Origin of the sequence: Snodgrassella sp. M0110 (assembly GCF_016101465.1) — a bacterium.
GTDB classification, from domain to species: Bacteria; Pseudomonadota; Gammaproteobacteria; order Burkholderiales; family Neisseriaceae; genus Snodgrassella; species Snodgrassella alvi.
The window spans coordinates 36435-53697 of record NZ_JACFQM010000009.1 but is presented as its reverse complement, the minus strand read 5'-3'; the positions used below and the strand labels follow the sequence as shown (position 1 = coordinate 53697).

Annotated in this window: 11 protein-coding genes and 1 tRNA gene; 7 read left to right on the top strand and 5 right to left on the bottom strand. The window is 39.4% G+C overall.

Annotated elements, in window-relative coordinates:
- Positions 1–6 precede the first annotated feature (6 nt).
- From tssF to tssA, 3 genes are read left to right on the top strand one after another with little or no spacing between them, the layout of a single operon-like run.
- Positions 7–1890 carry a type VI secretion system baseplate subunit TssF gene (gene tssF, locus H3T84_RS10200; RefSeq protein WP_100117293.1) on the top strand — a complete coding sequence of 628 codons (1884 nt, stop codon included), beginning with the start codon at positions 7–9 and terminating at the stop codon, positions 1888–1890.
- Positions 1890–2942: a type VI secretion system baseplate subunit TssG gene (tssG, locus tag H3T84_RS10195; RefSeq protein WP_174832616.1), complete on the top strand. Its 1053-nt coding sequence runs from the start codon at positions 1890–1892 to the stop codon at positions 2940–2942. The genes tssF and tssG overlap by 1 nt, the downstream gene beginning before the upstream one ends.
- A 7-nt stretch (positions 2943–2949) precedes the next feature.
- A complete protein-coding gene (gene tssA / locus H3T84_RS10190; protein ID WP_198219026.1) occupies positions 2950–4035 on the top strand; it encodes a type VI secretion system protein TssA in 1086 nt (361 codons plus the stop codon).
- A gap of 472 nt (positions 4036–4507) precedes the next feature.
- On the opposite strand, the gene H3T84_RS10185 is transcribed toward tssA, so the two are convergent.
- The 4 genes from H3T84_RS10185 to phoB all read right to left on the bottom strand — a co-directional run bounded on the left by H3T84_RS10185 (position 4508) and on the right by phoB (position 8099).
- Positions 4508–4825 (bottom strand): DUF3761 domain-containing protein, encoded by a 318-nt coding sequence (locus H3T84_RS10185; protein WP_084552674.1) that lies wholly within the window; start codon positions 4823–4825, stop codon positions 4508–4510.
- Between the two features lie 1092 nt (positions 4826–5917).
- Positions 5918–5993 (bottom strand) — tRNA-Lys (locus tag H3T84_RS10180).
- 13 nt (positions 5994–6006) lie between these two features.
- A complete protein-coding gene (phoR, locus tag H3T84_RS10175; protein WP_198219025.1) occupies positions 6007–7374 on the bottom strand; it encodes a phosphate regulon sensor histidine kinase PhoR in 1368 nt (455 codons plus the stop codon).
- A 38-nt stretch (positions 7375–7412) separates the two neighbouring features.
- Positions 7413–8099 (bottom strand): phosphate regulon transcriptional regulator PhoB, encoded by a 687-nt coding sequence (phoB, locus tag H3T84_RS10170; RefSeq protein WP_198219024.1) that lies wholly within the window; start codon positions 8097–8099, stop codon positions 7413–7415.
- Positions 8100–9077: 978 nt separating this feature from the next.
- Here phoB and H3T84_RS10165 point away from each other — a divergent pair.
- The 4 genes from H3T84_RS10165 to H3T84_RS10150 all read left to right on the top strand — a co-directional run bounded on the left by H3T84_RS10165 (position 9078) and on the right by H3T84_RS10150 (position 15751).
- Entirely contained in the window at positions 9078–12641 is a 3564-nt protein-coding gene (locus H3T84_RS10165; RefSeq protein ID WP_198219032.1) for an autotransporter outer membrane beta-barrel domain-containing protein, read from the top strand.
- Positions 12642–13185: 544 nt separating this feature from the next.
- The gene (locus H3T84_RS10160; protein WP_198219023.1) at positions 13186–13446 is read left to right on the top strand and encodes a hypothetical protein; all 261 of its coding nucleotides are present in this window, start codon (positions 13186–13188) and stop codon (positions 13444–13446) included.
- A gap of 840 nt (positions 13447–14286) precedes the next feature.
- Positions 14287–15368 (top strand): IS3 family transposase gene (locus H3T84_RS10155; protein WP_370524118.1). Its coding sequence is split into 2 segments (ribosomal slippage): positions 14287–14530 and positions 14530–15368, totalling 1083 coding nucleotides; the frame shifts between segments, so codons are not numbered across the junction.
- A 26-nt stretch (positions 15369–15394) separates the two neighbouring features.
- Entirely contained in the window at positions 15395–15751 is a 357-nt protein-coding gene (locus H3T84_RS10150) for a hypothetical protein (RefSeq protein ID WP_198219022.1), read from the top strand.
- Between the two features lie 294 nt (positions 15752–16045).
- Here the strand turns inward: H3T84_RS10150 and proB are convergent, their stop codons facing one another.
- Positions 16046–17179, bottom strand: a complete 1134-nt coding sequence (gene proB / locus H3T84_RS10145) for a glutamate 5-kinase (RefSeq protein ID WP_084550439.1) — start codon at positions 17177–17179, stop codon at positions 16046–16048.
- Between the last annotated feature and the right edge of the window lie 84 nt (positions 17180–17263).

Below are 17263 nucleotides of genomic sequence, written 5' to 3'. Positions count from 1 at the left end.
ACAATCATGGATCCATTATTACTCGATTACTACAATAAAGAACTTACCTACATGCGTGAAATGGCAGCTGAATTTTCACGCCAGCACCCCAAAATTGCCAAACGTCTGGGTATGCAGGGTATAGATATCGCTGATCCTTATGTAGAAAGGATGATCGAAGCTTTCTGTTTTCTGACTGCCCGTACCCAGTTAAAAATTGATGCGGAATTTCCCCGGTTTACACAGCGTCTTCTGGAAGTCATTTATCCGAATTATGTTACACCAACACCGTCTATGGCCGTAGCACAACTGCATCCTAGCCATACGGAAGGTGATTTCATAAATGGTTTTAAGGTACCCAGACATTCATCTTTCCGCGCCGGCATTCCAGTTGGAGAGAATACAGTCTGTGAATTCCGCAATAGTCAGGAAGTTACTCTATGGCCAATACAGATTACTGAGGCCCGATTAACGGCAGCACCACCTGATATGCCCTTACTGAATCGTTATTTACCTGCACATACCAAAGTTGCCGGAGCCTTACGCCTAACTCTGCATACTTTTGGTGAAATCAATTTTAATCAGATTCAAGGGTTGGATCGGCTGCCTATTTATCTGTGCGGAGAAGAAAGAATTGCTTCACATCTTTTTGAACTGCTGCACACCAGTGCTGTTGCAACCATAGCCGGTCAGCCCGGACAATTTAGCGGTTCACTGGATATTAATGTACGTGATGCAGTTGTACACGAAGGTTTAGAACCGGGTCAGGGTTTACTCCCCCTTACTTGGGATGTTTTCCACGGGCATAATCTGCTGCATGAATATTTCAGCTGTCCGGAAAGATTTTACTTTTTTACACCTACAGGTCTGGCCACAGGTTTACGTAAAGTCAGCGGTAATGAAGCTGAGATTGTTATTCTACTCAACCGCATTCCTGATAGCTGGCTGATCAATCAGACAACCGCAGATCAGTTTGCTTTGTTCTGCACACCGTTAATTAATCTGTTCCGTAAACGTACAGATCGTATTGAGCTAGATACGGCACGTACCGAACTACATCTAGTACCCGATCGCTCGCGACCGCTTGATTATGAATTTTATACCATCGAAACCGTTCACGGATTAAGAGCCAAAACGACAGAAGAGCTAACGTTCCGCCCGCTTTATCATACCCTTAACAATGATGAAGGTAATTATGGCCGCTATTTTTCATTGCGCAGGGAACAACGCAAACTGTCCAATAATGCACGCAAATACGGTACACGCACCAACTATATCGGCACTGAAATTTTTCTGTCTCTGGTTGACCAGAATGATGCACCTTATTCAGAATATTTGCGATACCTGTCAGCTACAGCTTTACTTACCAATCGTGATCTGGCCACTCTGGTTCCCCGTAATGGCATTGATGACTTGTCTATTGATGATTCAGTACCAGTAGAAAGTATCGGTCTGATTCGGCCACCACGTCCACCGCGCGCACCTTTTGCAGAGCGAGAAATTGCCTGGCGCCTGATCCGGCAATTATCTTTCAACTATCTGCCATTATCAGATATGGCCCACCGCCCGGGAGGACAGGCACTACGGGATATGTTACGGCTGTTCGTACCGACACATGACAGCCCGCAATTACGTCAGATACAAAGCCTGATCGGAGCAAAAACGGAACCGGTTACCCGACGTTTACCGGGAGCAGGTCCTTTAGTTTACGGACGTGGTATTAAATGCGAACTAACCATTGATGAAGATGGATTTTCCGGTGTCAGCCCTTATTTGTTCGGTCTCATTCTAGAGCATTATCTGTCGCGTCATGTCGCCATTAATACTTTCACACAAACTGCATTACATAGTATACAGCGCGGACAAATTGCACTTTGGCCGGTACGCATGGGCGGAAGGGGTGCCATCTGATGAATCAGCCAGCTGAACCGGTAAATACATCCGATAGCACTTGGCATGAGACTCTTAACAGGGCAAGCGAAACACCATGGCGTTACGGATATCTGAGTCTCATGCGCCGATTTGGTGCACAGTCTCAGCTAAAAATGCCAATCGGACATGCCGCACTTCCTCAGCAGGAACCATTTCGGCTCGGGCAATCACCTTCTCTGGTATTCGCACCTCGTGAAATTGCTGATGCCTCCCTGACATCAGAAGGAAAGTTTCGAATACAGCTATACGGACTCGGTTTATGGGGAGCAAACGGTCCGTTACCAATGCACTATACCGAAACTGCCCTGAGTCGGCGGGACAGTAATCGTGACACAACATTAGTTGATTTTACCGATCTGTTTCATCATCGTTATCTGACACAATTTTACAATGCATGGCAAAGTGCACAATCAGCCGGCGGCGGACTGGACAGAGGCGATGCAGAAGATTTCTCATTTTATATTGCCAGCCTGAGCGGACAAAGCCTTGATGAAATTACTGATAGCCCGCTCCCCTCTCATCCCAGACTGGCAGCCGGGGCTCATCTGGTACGTGAAGCACGTAATCCGGATGGTATTACCTCAACATTATCATATTATTTTGGTGTTCCGTTTAATCTTCAGGAATACGTATTACACTGGATCCCGGTTGCTGATGAAGAGCGTACCCGTCTTGGAGTTCCCGGGCCAGCATCTGTTATGGGTGAAGGCGCTCTGGTAGGACAAATGGTACCGGATCGCCAGCATAAATTTCGCCTGACGATTGGTCCCTTAAATCTGGACAACTACTTACATTTTTTACCTAACGGGCGTGATTTACCGAGGCTAATCGAATGGGTCAGAGCTTTTGTCGGTTATGAGTATGAATGGGAAATTCAACTCCAGCTTAATCCGCGTTCAGCGCCACCGGCACAAATTGGTTCTGACCAGCGTCTGGGCTGGACAACATGGCTGGGACAATCAATAGATGATCTTCCGGTTACCGGCATGACCTATCAACCTGAACAATATGCCGGTATCAGAGAGTTGTGAGGAAATAATGAGTAACAAAAAATCAAAAACCAATCCAAAATATGCGGATCTTCTTGCGCCTGTGTCTGATGAGCAGCCCTGTGGCAGCAACCTTGAATACGATCCGGAATTTCTGCTATTACTCTCTAATTCTACTGAACAGCCAGAAGCGCAATACGGTGATTTCGTCAACAAACCGGAAGGCGTAAACTGGAATGAAATCGAACGTGATGCATTGAGATTGCTACTGCGTACCAAAGACATCCGGATTTACATTATCTTGCTTCGCAGCAAAATCCAGCTTAATGGTGCTACAGGATTGCGCGATGGGTTAGAGTTACTGGAATCAGCCTGTAGTACTTATCCGCAAGATATTTATCCGCAGATTGAATCTGATGAAACAGGTGATGAAGAAGATGCGGCTCTGGTACGCAGCAATGCTCTGGCGGCACTCATCGATCCGGAAGGAGTAATGGCTGATATCCGCAGTATTACTTTATCGAGCAATTCAGCACTGCGACTGCAAATCAGGGACGTAGAACGATCTTTATCAATACCGCGCCCTGCTGATGCACTGGCACCTGATTCGGTTCGGCGACAGCTGGTGGATTTACGTTTACGTGCCAGTCAGGCTCTGACAGCACTGGATGAAACTATACCGATCCTTGATAAGCTGCAAACCTGGGCTGATGAAATTCTGAAAAATACAGCACCAGATTTAAATCCGCTAAAAAAATTGCTGAAAATATTACAGGATAATGAAACCCGAGCTGCCCCAAAACGCGAAACTATTGATGAAAATAATATACAGGCAGATACACAAACAGTTTCCAGTGAAACATCAATCACTGAAACTGCAGAAATGACTCTTTCTTCTCCGGAAGAAACAATAATGAATGAGTCAGAGAAGTTTTTGCCGGCTGCGATTACCGACCGCTTTGATGCACTTCAGCGTATTGAAGACATCCGTAACTGGTTTGAAGCTCATGAACCAAGCAGCCCTACTATTCCTCTGCTACGCCAGGCTGAACGACTGGTCGGCAAACGATTTTCCGAAGTAGTTAACACTATACCATTGGAACTGCTGCAGAAATGGGATGACTCAGAATCATAAAACCCAACTTTTTAATTACTATATGTTAATTACTATATGCCAAAATAGCCAGAAAATTGTATAAGAATTAATATAGAACAGGATCCAGAGTTATCAGTAAATTGACATCTGAAATCTCTAATGTTGATTTACTACATGGGTGCCAGCTATTTTTGATAAATTTGTGCAATGATTTAAATCATCAGCAATCACAAAATAATAATGTTCATGATATTGAACACTAAAAATAAAAAATAATATTTATTTACCTGGTAGTTAATAGTAAAAATGAATCCACATTAAATCAGCTTCAAATGTACTTTTAATTAAATTTATCAGAATTTAAATCTCTTTATACTTTTACTAATTACTTTGGTTGTACAGGCAACCAAAGTAATTGTATAAAAGCGGTAATAGCCTTTCTTAAATTTAAATATTTTTAAGCGCAAAATACTACTTTAAAAATATTATTCTCACACTATTGCTTAAATTTCTATCGTGCTATTCCACCGTGTCGCGAACAAGCCCCTTTTCCTGCTTTAGTTGAAGTTCCATCTTTACATTTAATAGTATTTTTTGGTTGTTCAGTTTTTGGTTTTTTATTTGATTTTCTTCTTGTTGGCAAATCATCATAAACAACCCCGCCATGATGAGAACATGTACCCCTTCCGGTTGAAGTTGAATATGTGCCATCTGCACATTTTGACTTCACTTCCGGATCATTTGCATTAGTTGTGATTCTTGCAAATCCTGATTGTGAGAAAAAAAAACATAAGAAAAGCATGGCAAATCTGCTACTGATTTTTATCATAACTTTCCTGCAATTTATATAGTTAAAATATAAATAATTTTTAACATATATTTATTCTAAAAATCAAATTTTCAACTAAATTATCTATGTAATTTTGCATTTTAATCATTAAAAAATTATTTATACAACGTTCTGTCTATACTTGGTATATTTAATATTATTATTCTTATTAATAAATTTTACGGTTTTACTGCTCTGTAACAACGGTTCCAATTTTCTAGTCAAAGTAGTAGCTGATAAAATTAATCATTCTTAATCATTTCAACTACTGTATTAATCAAATCAGAACCATATTCCAGCAGAAACCTTCAAATAATAAAAAACCAGTAATTTAGCCTTCTCCGGCTCTTCAGCATAAGCAGTATCTGGCAAATAGCCCCGTTTTACCGGCTGTTGCCTATCTGGGGCGGGAGCGGATTTAATTTAAAAAATCCTTATTCTTAATTTGTTTTTTAGTCATTTTTCGAAATACTCAGGAAATAAAGACTTAAATCAGCGAATTTTTTGAGTTCAATTTGATTTCATTATTTTATCTATTTTATTTTGATAATACATTTTTTAATTTTTATAACTGAGAATTGATTACAAGAAAAAATCTTCTAAACTTGAGCCGCTCAAAGATGACAATTATTAAATTGATACAGACTAAAATATCTAACGCGGACATAGTCCGGTTTCTGAAATTAAACGACCTATATACAAGTGCAGCGAATACTGAATATCACTTAAAAAATACAAAATAAGCTAGAACAGCTCGGATCTGGAAATATAAATACTATTACTGGCCGCACTGAATCAGGAATACCCCACCTGCAGAGGTTTCAAGTAAAAATTCAACCGGCATGATTCAGGGCATATATGAGCTACCAGACTAGTTGAAGATGGCGTTTTAGAGATGACTTTCAAATGGGAATCTTTAGAAATGGAGGCAAAGATATGCTCATTCAGCACCAGAGTATTTAATTCAGCATGCATCAAAGATTGACAACATCATGACATAGAAATATCACAGTTTTGTCACAACTGATAATTAGGGAGAAAAACAGAAACTCTGGATAAATGCGTAAGATATTGAAGGGTACGCAGGAGAAATGGTGGGTCGTGAGCGATTCGAACGCTCGACCAACGGATTAAAAGTCCGCTGCTCTACCGACTGAGCTAACGACCCAAGAGCGCGCATTTTAGGCAGGAGTGCGGCTGCTGTCAAGTACTTTATTATTCATTTGCGGTAAGACGGCACTAAAGGTGCTGCCGTGGCCGGCAATGCTTTCAATCTGTAATTTGCCGCCATGTTCAGCCAGTGCGTATTTGGCAATAGCCAATCCGAGGCCGGTTCCTCCGCTCTGGCGCGAACGTCCTGAATCTACACGATAAAAGCGTTCGGTAAGATGAGGAATATGCTCCGCAGCAATCCCCGGGCCAGTATCGCTCACTTGAAACACAGTCTGCTGATAGTTGTTTTCGTCTTGTTCACTATCTTGTTCACTATAAAGCCGGATGGTAATGGTTCCATATTGCGGTGTATAGCGTACGGCATTAAACAGAAGATTACTGAACGCATTATATAAATCCTGCTGAATCCCCTCTATCCAGATATCTGCAGCTATTTCACAGATAAAATGGTGTTTATTTTCTGACAGTATCTCAGCTTCAAATACCACCTGCTCAGCCAGAGTACTCAGATTCACCGGCTGCTTGCGCACAGATGAAACAACCTGATTTTCCAGCCGTGATAAAGTCAGCAGATCAGCCAGCAGATGATTCATGCGCGCCCCTTCCTTACTCATCAGTGCAATAAATGACTGACGCTGCTCTTGCGGCAAATCCGGCATATCCGTTAAGGTTTCCAGAAAGCCGTTGATTACAGTTAAAGGAGTACGCAGCTCATGCGAAACATTGGCCACAAATGCAGTCCGGGTAGCGTTTACCTGTTCGGCAGCAGTAATATCCTGAGTAATAATCAGGGTTGCCTGTTCGTCAAACGGAGTACGGATAATATTTAATACACGTGGTAATCCGCTGTTCATATTTTCAAGTGTAAGCTTTATATTCACCGATTCTGTTGCCGGCTCATCCAAAAATCGCCGGAAATCAATATTTTCAATCAGATCAGTCAGCATACTGTTATTGTCTTGTTCAGCATCCAGATTCAAATGGATTGCAGCCAGATGGTTCAGCCACTGAATATGTCCATCCTGCCCGAGGATTAATACGCCCTCTGGTATAGTTTCAGCAATGCGGTTAAAGCGTAACAAGGCGACACCCAGTTTCTGTTTGCGCTTTTTACGGCTACGTGCCTGTAGCATCAAAGTATTGAAAATATTGTTCCAGATCCCGATCCCCTGTGGCACATTACGTAATTTCGGTCTTTCCAGCCACCGAACCAGTTTAAATAAATGATACCAGTAACCCGCCAACCACAAAAAAAACAGGCAGCACAAGCTAATCAGCATGAATTGCAGGCCGCCAGCCAGCAATGACGCTACGACAACCACAATCATGGTTGCCAGTATTAAATATAAATGATGGCGCAGTTCAGATAGAAGCATGTCATTTCACAGAAGATAAATTTAAGAAGTATTTACGGCTATGGTGAAAAGCGATAGCCGCTGCCACGCACAGTTTGGATAAGGTGGTCATGCCCCACTGTTTCAAGTCCCCGTCTTAACCGGCGGATATGAACATCTATCGTACGCTCCTCAACAAACACATGATCACCCCAGACAAGATCCAGAAGCTGGCTGCGGGTGTATATACGATCCGGATGTGTCATAAAGAAATGTAATAACTTAAATTCACTGGGTCCGAAGGAAATGGTTTGTCCGTTTACTTGTACACGCTGCTGCTGCGGATCGAGTTCCAGACCATAAATATGCAGAGGTACACTGGTTTTTTGCGGAGCACGCCGGCGCAAAAGTGCATTAATTCGCGCAATCAGTTCTCGTGGTGAAAAAGGTTTAGTAATGTAGTCATCTGCACCCAGATTCAGCCCCTGCTCTTTATCTGTTTCTTCACCGCGTGCTGTTAATAGAATAATGGGTAAATCACGACTGCGAATATCATTGCGCAGCTGCCGGATAAAATCAAGACCGGAAAGTCCGGGTAACATCCAGTCTAGTAACAGTACATCAGCCAGTCTGGCCTGCAATAACGGCTGTGCAGCTTCTACACTGGGTACACATTGAACAACAAAGCCAGCCTGCTCGAGAGTAAATTGAATCAGGGTAGAAATTGCAGCTTCATCTTCTACAACCAATACCATAACTTCTGCCATATATATTTCCTGACCAGATAATTATCTATTGTGACAGAATAAGAAGAAAAGCAGAAAAATATAAAGTCAGTTATCAAGAAAAAACCTGTGCCGGAATATTTCGTTGCACAGGTTCAGAATCGGAGTAACCACAGTAATGCTAACACAATATAAATTGATATCATATCGGGAAATATCGGATATACAGACATACAGTATTAATTTTAGCTGGTAAGCTGTATTTTCAGTTTAGTATTGCATTTATCAGTGATTAAATAATTTCTGATTTATTATTAGCAAATCTATTGGTAAGATGAGACAAATTTTCGTATGTCTGATAATATTTATGTGTGATTAAACTTAAATCTGTTATCTAATTTATTCTCATAAAACTCTCCAACAGAGCGTTACTTAATCTTCAAACAGCATTTCAATATTATTATATGTCTTAAGTAATTTTCTATAATCTATCAACAATCCGCACTTACCTAAAAATGCACAAAGAGATAATTTTTCGGCGGGCGTCTCTATAAAATTATTAAACATATTTTGGATAATTTTGAAACTAATTTACAACAGGTTAAAAAATTAAATCACCTGATTATTATTTTTATCTCATTCTATATTCATAAAATATAACTATTTGGTCTAAAATTTTCTTACCAAAGCATACATTTGAATGATAATACCGACATAAAAAAATATTCTAAAGGTATAAAATTGTCCGGCTAACGCTTTTGCAGCCTGCCCTATAATGTTTAAATTTCAAACAGCATTAATGCCATTCAGTTATTATTGATATAATAATATTTTACAATTTCTAACATTTAAATTCTAATTTTCATATAGTTAATTTTTTGACTTCATCAATTTTTTATAGTCGAATAAAAAAAAGATATATCTTATTTATATGTTTATATGTTGATTTAAAAATGTATATATCTAACTACGGTGTTTGACTGAAACATAATTCTCATTTACCTGATTATCCTAACCAATATGAATAAAATCTACAAACTTATCTGGAATGCGCAAGTACAGGCATATATCGTTACATCAGAATTAGCCCGGAAAGGGGGTAAAAATGCACGGCTCAGGCTGGTTAGCATTATAGCTGTCAGCATGGCAACTACCGGACTGGCTTATGCACAATGTCCGCTTTCAGCACCAGACAACAAAGTTTGCACAACTTTTCGAGAAAACACGCCTGTTATTAGTACATATGCTGACACTACCATCAGCGATAATCGCATTGAAAACAGAGATCCTTCCAATCAGACCATCAATACATCCGACACTGAATTAAATCAGTCGCTTACAATTATCAATCAAAATGGTGCCGGGAATTTAACTGTAAACGCAAATAATAAAAACATAACGGATATCGATGCAACAAATAACAGCCGGACGGGTGCAATTACAATTAACACCACACAAGATATGTTAACTTCTGATACTAAAGGTATTTACATTAATAACGCAGGAACAGATGTCAATCTCTCAACAGCAGCCGTCCATAGCAAACAACGCAAAGGTATTAGTATCAATAATGGAGGCAACGGTTCCACAAAAATAACAGCGAATGATGATATCATATCTGATACTGATGATGCTATTTATGCTGTCAATAATGCCGGATCAAAGGATTTATTTATTACTACTGATACTGTTCTTGGTCAGGCACATGGTATTTATGCATATAACAATGGTACAGGGTCAACGACACTTATCGTTAATAAAGGCATTGAATCACGCACTACTGATGCTATATGGGTTAATAATGTAAATACATCATCAACAAATTTAAATGTAACCACCCGCCAAGCCGTTCTGGGACATACCAATGGTATTTATGCATATAATAATGGTACTGGTAATACAACCATTGAAACTAAAGATGTGCAAGGAAAAGATGGCAATGGAATTTTTAGCGAGAATCACGGAGGGAAATTAACTATTGCTACAAGTGGCACTATTGAAGGTACAAGTAACGGTATTTACGCTATTAACTCTGGAAATGGTTCCACTGACATTACATCAACTGGTAATGTTATTGCTACATCTGGTAATGGTATTTTTGTTAATAATGGCAATAATACAAACGAGCTGAATATAAATACTAACCTTATATCCGGTACAGATAACGGTATATATGCAACCAATAATGGAACAGGCAAAACCACAATCCTCAATAAGGCATCAGTAACAGCAGATAAAAATACAGGTATCAGCGTAACCAATACAAATCAGGCTCAAGGGCTGCGCATCGAATCACTTGTTATCAATGCCGGTACTAATGGTATCGTTGCAAATAATCATGCTTACGGTGCCACACAAATTACTTCTAACGGGTCAATTACAGCCACAAGGGGATACGGAATCTGGGCTGAAAACGGGGAGCGGGCTACAGATATCAGCATTATTCAATCGGGAGGGACAATTAAAGGTGGAATCAGCGGCATTGAGATACACAATTTTGGTTCAGGTAGTACTGAACTTAATCTGGCCAATCAAATAACTGGAGGTTCGAAAGCAGGTATTTTTATTCAGGATAAACCAAACAGTGAAACAACTATTACCCTTAATACCGGTACCAGTGTTTCAGCGGCTTCTGGTCTGGCTATTAGTGATGAAGATGGTAATGCTAATGTTACGCTGGATAGCGGTTCAAAAGTCATCGGACGTATTGAACTGGGTAACGGTAGTGACACTCTTTTCATCAATCGCGGAGCCAATATCAGTAATATTACTGTAGTCGATGGTGGGGACGATACCAGCAGTAATGACGGAATGACTGATACACTGAATATTAATCAGTCATTAACCGGTTCAACCACCGGAAATAATAATGGTACAGCCGGAAATATTGCTATTCGTAACTGGGAAAAAATAAATCTTGCTCAAAACAGTATGCTCACTCTGAGCGGAGATTTGAATACTAATCAGCTTAATATCGGGAATGGTACCACAATCAATCTTATCGGTTCCCTAAGACAGGCACAGATTAATGGCGATGTGTTTAACTCAGGCAATATTAATCTCAATAGTAATTTCACCGGAGACAATTTAACGATTAACGGAAATTATCAGGGTAATGGCGGTAAACTGACTCTGGATCTGAAACTTAATTCTGCTTTAAAAGATAATGACAGCATTGCTGACAATACTGCCGATAAACTGACTGTTCAGGGTAATGTGACAGGTAAAACCACCATCAGATTTGCCAGCATTGATGGTCTTGGCGGCGATACCGGAAATACTAATGGCATTGAATTGGTACATATTAATGGTAACAGTACCGGAGATGCTTTTGCACTGGAAGGCGATCATTTAGACAGAGGTGCATATGAATACCATTTGTTTAAAGGTGATTTGCAGCAAAACGGGAATAACTGGTATTTACGCTCTCAAAAGCAAACAAACCCGGGTGATGATAATTCCGGTGGCGATAATTCCGGTGGCGATAATTCCGGTGGCAATAACTCTGGTGGTAACAACTCTGGTGGTAACAACTCTGGTAGTAACAACTCTGGTGGTAACAACTCTGGTGGTAACAACTCCGGTAACGGCAACTCTGGTGATAGTGGTACGACAACTAAACCATCAAAACTCAGACCACTATACCGTAAAGAAGTACCATTATTTGCCGCAGTTGCCTCTCAGTTACGACAGGCCGACAGCCTTATGCTCGCTAATATGCATCAGCGTATCGGTTCCACTCCTCTGCCTGATGAACGTATGAGCTGGGGCAGAGTGATTGCCAGCCGTACTGATATTCAGCAAAACGGGCCGGCCAATGCCCGTACTACCGGTAATTATGCCGGTTTACAACTGGGCAGTGATATCTGGAGCAGCAACGGCTGGCGTGCCGGCGGATATGTCGGCTATCTGCACGGCAATCTCGATGTCGACGGCTTTACCAGCGGTATTGATACCAGAGCAGGTAAAAACACAACCAAATCTTACTTTATCGGCGCATATGGTAATTACACCCGTGAAAATGGTGCTTATGCAGATTTTGTAATACAGGGTGCCCGCCATCATGTTGATATTAAACCGGATAACAATCCGACCGGCAAACAGAAAGGTCATGGCGTTACGGCTTCAGTAGAAATAGGTCAGCCGTTTACTCTGGGCAGCAGCAACTGGAAGCTTGAACCGCAGGCTCAGATTATTCATCAGTGGCTGGATTTAAATGATTCTGATATCAGCGGACGTACTACAGTCAGTCACGGACACAATAATGCCTGGCTCTTCCGCCTTGGCGGAAGACTCGAAGGCAGCTATCAACTGAATAAAGGAAATCTGCGACCCTATGCCCGGGTAAATTTCTTTTACTCACCTGGTGGTGCCGACCATACTAGTTACATTACTAATGTAGCCACAACCAGATTAAATGCCGGTGCCTCTCATGCCAGCACTGAGCTGGCAATTGGCGGTACTTACGATATTACAAACAAAGTAAAAGCTTATGGTGAAATCGGCCATACATGGTCTAATGGTGGTGATGCACATACCAAAGCGCCGGTAAATGGTTCTGTCGGATTAAAGATTAACTGGTAAGGCTTAATAAATAAAGAAACTGGTAATTATTTCCAAACTGAATCTTTTTTCTTTGTAAAAAAACAATACAAATCATATTGGTTATTCTGGTATATGCAGAATAACCAATATGCATTATTATCTTTTTCATTTTATATTACATAAAACAATTCAATACTATGCATTATTCCGGATCTAATATTAATTCATAATTTCAGCATCCGCCGGTTTTCTTTTAAAGAAGATATTTACTGCTTAGCATGAATTTATTCTAAATAATTTATTTATAGCTCTAATAAAATCAGCACCGGTTTAGTTGATCAGGCGCAACATTTCATTAATTTTAATGGCAATTGTGGCAAACTCATTTTTGTTAATGATATATTATCTATTTGACAATAATTTACCAATATATATGAATAAGCAGAAATCTAACAGAAAAAAGTATATTATAAATAAGTTACTTTATATCCTGCTTATGGCTTTTATTTTATTCCTTCCTTTGACATGTACCTCGAAACTTGCTAAACATTATTTATATGATTCAAGCTATCAGAACATATCAATGAAGTTTCATTGGGTACTCGAATGGTGTGACTCACCTTCTGAAAAATTGAATGAAGAGTGTTCATGCAAAAATATGATTTATAACTATAAGAAAATTACTAATGATGGATATTTATATTCGGAAACTGAACTTGTGGGTAAAATGGTGATAATAGATAAACCTCATTTTTTCGCTGGAGGATTACATACACTTGGTCAAATATCAATTACTGATTTAAAAACAAAAGACATTTGTTTCTTTGAATCAATCAATCCATAACTGCACAACAGCGATAAACGCAACAACCATAGCCTGAAAAGATATTTTCTACCGATATAGTGGCAATCTGTCTACATGGCAGATTATACTCAGATATCCATAAATTTACCTGATACTGAAAACGGCACTTTCTGATCGTACAGACAAATTTAATGACGGTATATGTATTTATCAGGCTACTTTAATCTGTTTTATTAAAAACAAATTGCCCTATACTACATCTTAGATTGGTTGCTGTTTAAGCTTACTACCTGTTGGTAAATATTATCTCTTTATCGGATTTTCAATATCTGCTTCAGTCTCGGCGTAATACCATATTATCCCGATGGATCAGTTCCTGTTCTGCCACATAGCCCAATAATTTTTCTATATATGCAGGAAGCACCATCTTTTTCATTTTATATTACATAAAACAATTCAATACTATGCATTATTCCGGATCTAATATTAATTTATAATTTCAGCATCCGCCGGTTTTCTTTTAAAGAAGATATTTACTGCTTAGCATGAATTTATTTTAAATAATTTATTTATAGCTCTAATGAAATAAGCACCAGTTTAGTTGATCTGACGTAACACTATATTAATTTTGATGGTAGTTATGACTAATAATTTTTATTAATGATATACTATCTATTTGACAATAATTAACCAATATATATGAATAAGCAAAAATTTAACAGAAAAGAGTATATTATAAATAAATTATGTTTTCTTATGTTTATTTCTACTATTTTTTGTTTATGTCTATTATTTTATATTAACTCTGTAACTATCCCCTAAAATAGTACAGCAAGAAAGTAGAAAATTCTCTATGATATTTTTAAGGAGAATTTCAATATGAAAAAATTTTCAGAGCATCAAATTGTATCTATTTTAAATGAAGCTGAAGTTGGCATCTCTGTCAAAGAGCTTTGCCGTAAATATGGTATGGCCGTTTCTACTTTTTATAAATGGCGAGATAAATATGGCGGTATGCAATCTTCGGATATTAAGCGCTTAAAACAGCTGGAAGCTGAAAATCGTAAACTCAAACAAATGTATGCCGAATTAAGCTTAACCTCTCAGCTTCAGCAAGAAATAATAAAAAAGCTATAGTGCCGACGTCAGTTCGTAAGTGTTGGGCACAAACACTTCAGTCACAATACTGTGTAACAATTAAAATGAGTTGCACTATTGTGAATTTAAGTCGCTGTGCTTACTACTATCAACCTAAATCGGCAGATGACTCTAGGATTATTGCGTTACTCAAGTCAATAACAGACAAGCATTTACGTTGGGGATTTCCTAAGTGTTTTCATCGAATCAGGAAACTGGGATATAAGTGGAATCATAAACGGGTTTATCGGGTTTATTGTCAATTAAAACTCAACATTCGCTCTAAACGAAATAAACGATTACCCCAGCGTTATCCACAACCATTATCAGTACCAAGTCGTCTGGGAGAATGTTGGTCAATGGATTTTATGAGTGATCGTTCTGAAAATCATCGTAGATTTAGAACCTTTAATGTTATTGATGACTTTAATCGTGAGGCATTAGGCATTGATATTGCGGTCAGTTTATCGGCAGGTAGAATTACCCGGTATTTAGATAGACTAGCTCAATATCATGGTTATCCATTAAAAATACGAGTTGATAATGGAGCAGAATTTACTGCCAATAGATTCACAAGCTGGGCAAAATTACATGGAATAAGCATAGATTACATTAAACCTGGTAGTCCTTATCAAAACGGCTATATAGAACGATTTAACCGAACATATCGAACGGAGGTATTAGATTTGTATTTATTCAAAAATCTGGAACAAGCAAGAAAAATAACGGAAGAGTGGTTAGAAATATATAACACAGAAAGACCGCATGAAGCATTAAATAATATGACACCAATTGAATATAGAAACATGAAACAAATAGCATGATTTTCTACTTGGTTTGTGTGCTAACAATGGGGTATTTACAACTCCTGAAATTTGCTAAATATTATTTATTTGATTTAAGTTATCAGGAAAAATTGGAGTTTCCCTGGCGACCCAATAGTTGTGAGTCACATTCTGGAGAACCGAAATCAGAATGTTCATGCAACAATATAATTGCTAATTATAGTAAAATCAATAATAAGCATGCTGAATTTAATAAAATTATTAATGATGGATATTTATATTGGAGACATCAGCTGGAGGGTAAAGTGGTATTAATAGAAAAACCTAGTTTTTTCACAACAGGAGAAATACTTACAGGTGGTTACATGAAAATTATTGATTCAAAAACTGGAGACATTTGTTATTATGATTCTGTCATGTAATAATCGCACCATAGCGATAAACTCAGCATCCATAGCCTGAGAAGATATTTACTACCTTTATAGTGGCAATCTGTCTACATGGCAGATTATGCTCAGATATCTATAAATTTACCTGATACTGAAAACGGCACTTTTTGATAACACAGACAAATTTAATGATGGTATATATATTTATCAGGCTACTTTAATCTGCTTTATTAAAAACAAATCTTAGATTGGTTGCTGTTTAAGCTTACAGCCTGCTGGTAAATATTATCTCTTTATCGGATTTGGCAGAATTTTTCAATATCCGCTTCAATCACGACGTAATACCATATTATCCCGATGGATCAGTTCCTGTTCTGCCACATAGCCCAATAATTCTTCTATAGCCTGAGACGGCTGCCGCAATAAACGCCCAATTTCATGATCATTATAATTAACCAGTCCGCGGGCAATTTCTTTACCGGCCTGATTACATACTGCCACTAATGCGCCACGATCAAAATGACCACTGACAGCAACACAACCGATAGCCAGCAGACTGGAGTGCTGTGTTTTCAGTGCCTGTTCCGCACCCTCATCAACGGTTAACTTACCAGCCAGTTGTACCTGCCCAAGTAACCATTGCTGGCGTGCGCTCAACCGGCTACCGGCCGGGGTAAATAAAGTACCCGTTTGTGCGCCTTCAAGTAACCGGACTAATACATTTTCAGCATGCCCGTTGGCGATACAGGTTGCAGCACCGCTTAAAGCAGCTCGTCTTGCAGCCAGTACTTTGGTATACATACCTCCGGTGCCCACGCTGCTGCCTGCTCCGCCGGCCATACTTTCCAGGTCTGGATGATTGGCAGCAATTTTATGAATCAGTCTGGCTTCAGTATGCTTACGCGGATCTCTGTCATACAGACCATTCTGATCTGTCAGAATAATCAGTACATCAGCTTCAATCAGGTTAGTTACCAGAGCACCAAGGGTATCATTATCGCCAAGTTTGATTTCATCAATGGTAACTGTATCATTTTCATTAATAATCGGTACTACTCCCTGCTCCAGCAGAGTGCGGATAGTACTACGGGCATTTAAATAGCGGGTACGGTGACTCAAGTCATCATGTGTCAGCAAAATCTGTGCTGTCCGGATATGCAGTGATTCAAACGCAATCTCGTATGCCTGAGCCAGTCCCATTTGCCCCACTGCGGCGGCAGCCTGTAATTCATTAATTGCTTTGGGACGTACCTGCCAGCCCAGCCGTTTCATACCTTCTGCAATAGCACCACTAGATACCAGTACTACCTGAATACCATGTGCACGTAATTGCGCAATCTGCTGTGCCCAGTTATTCAGAATATTCTGATCTACCCCATGTCCGCCATTGGTCACCAGACTGGAACCTACTTTTACTACCACACATTCAGTCTGGCAGATATCAAATTCTGAGTTATTCATGCTTATTATGCAGTTGTTATGTCAACGGTTGAACAGTTATTTTACCTGTGCGCATTTGTTTTGATAAGTGTGTACGGCTGTTAT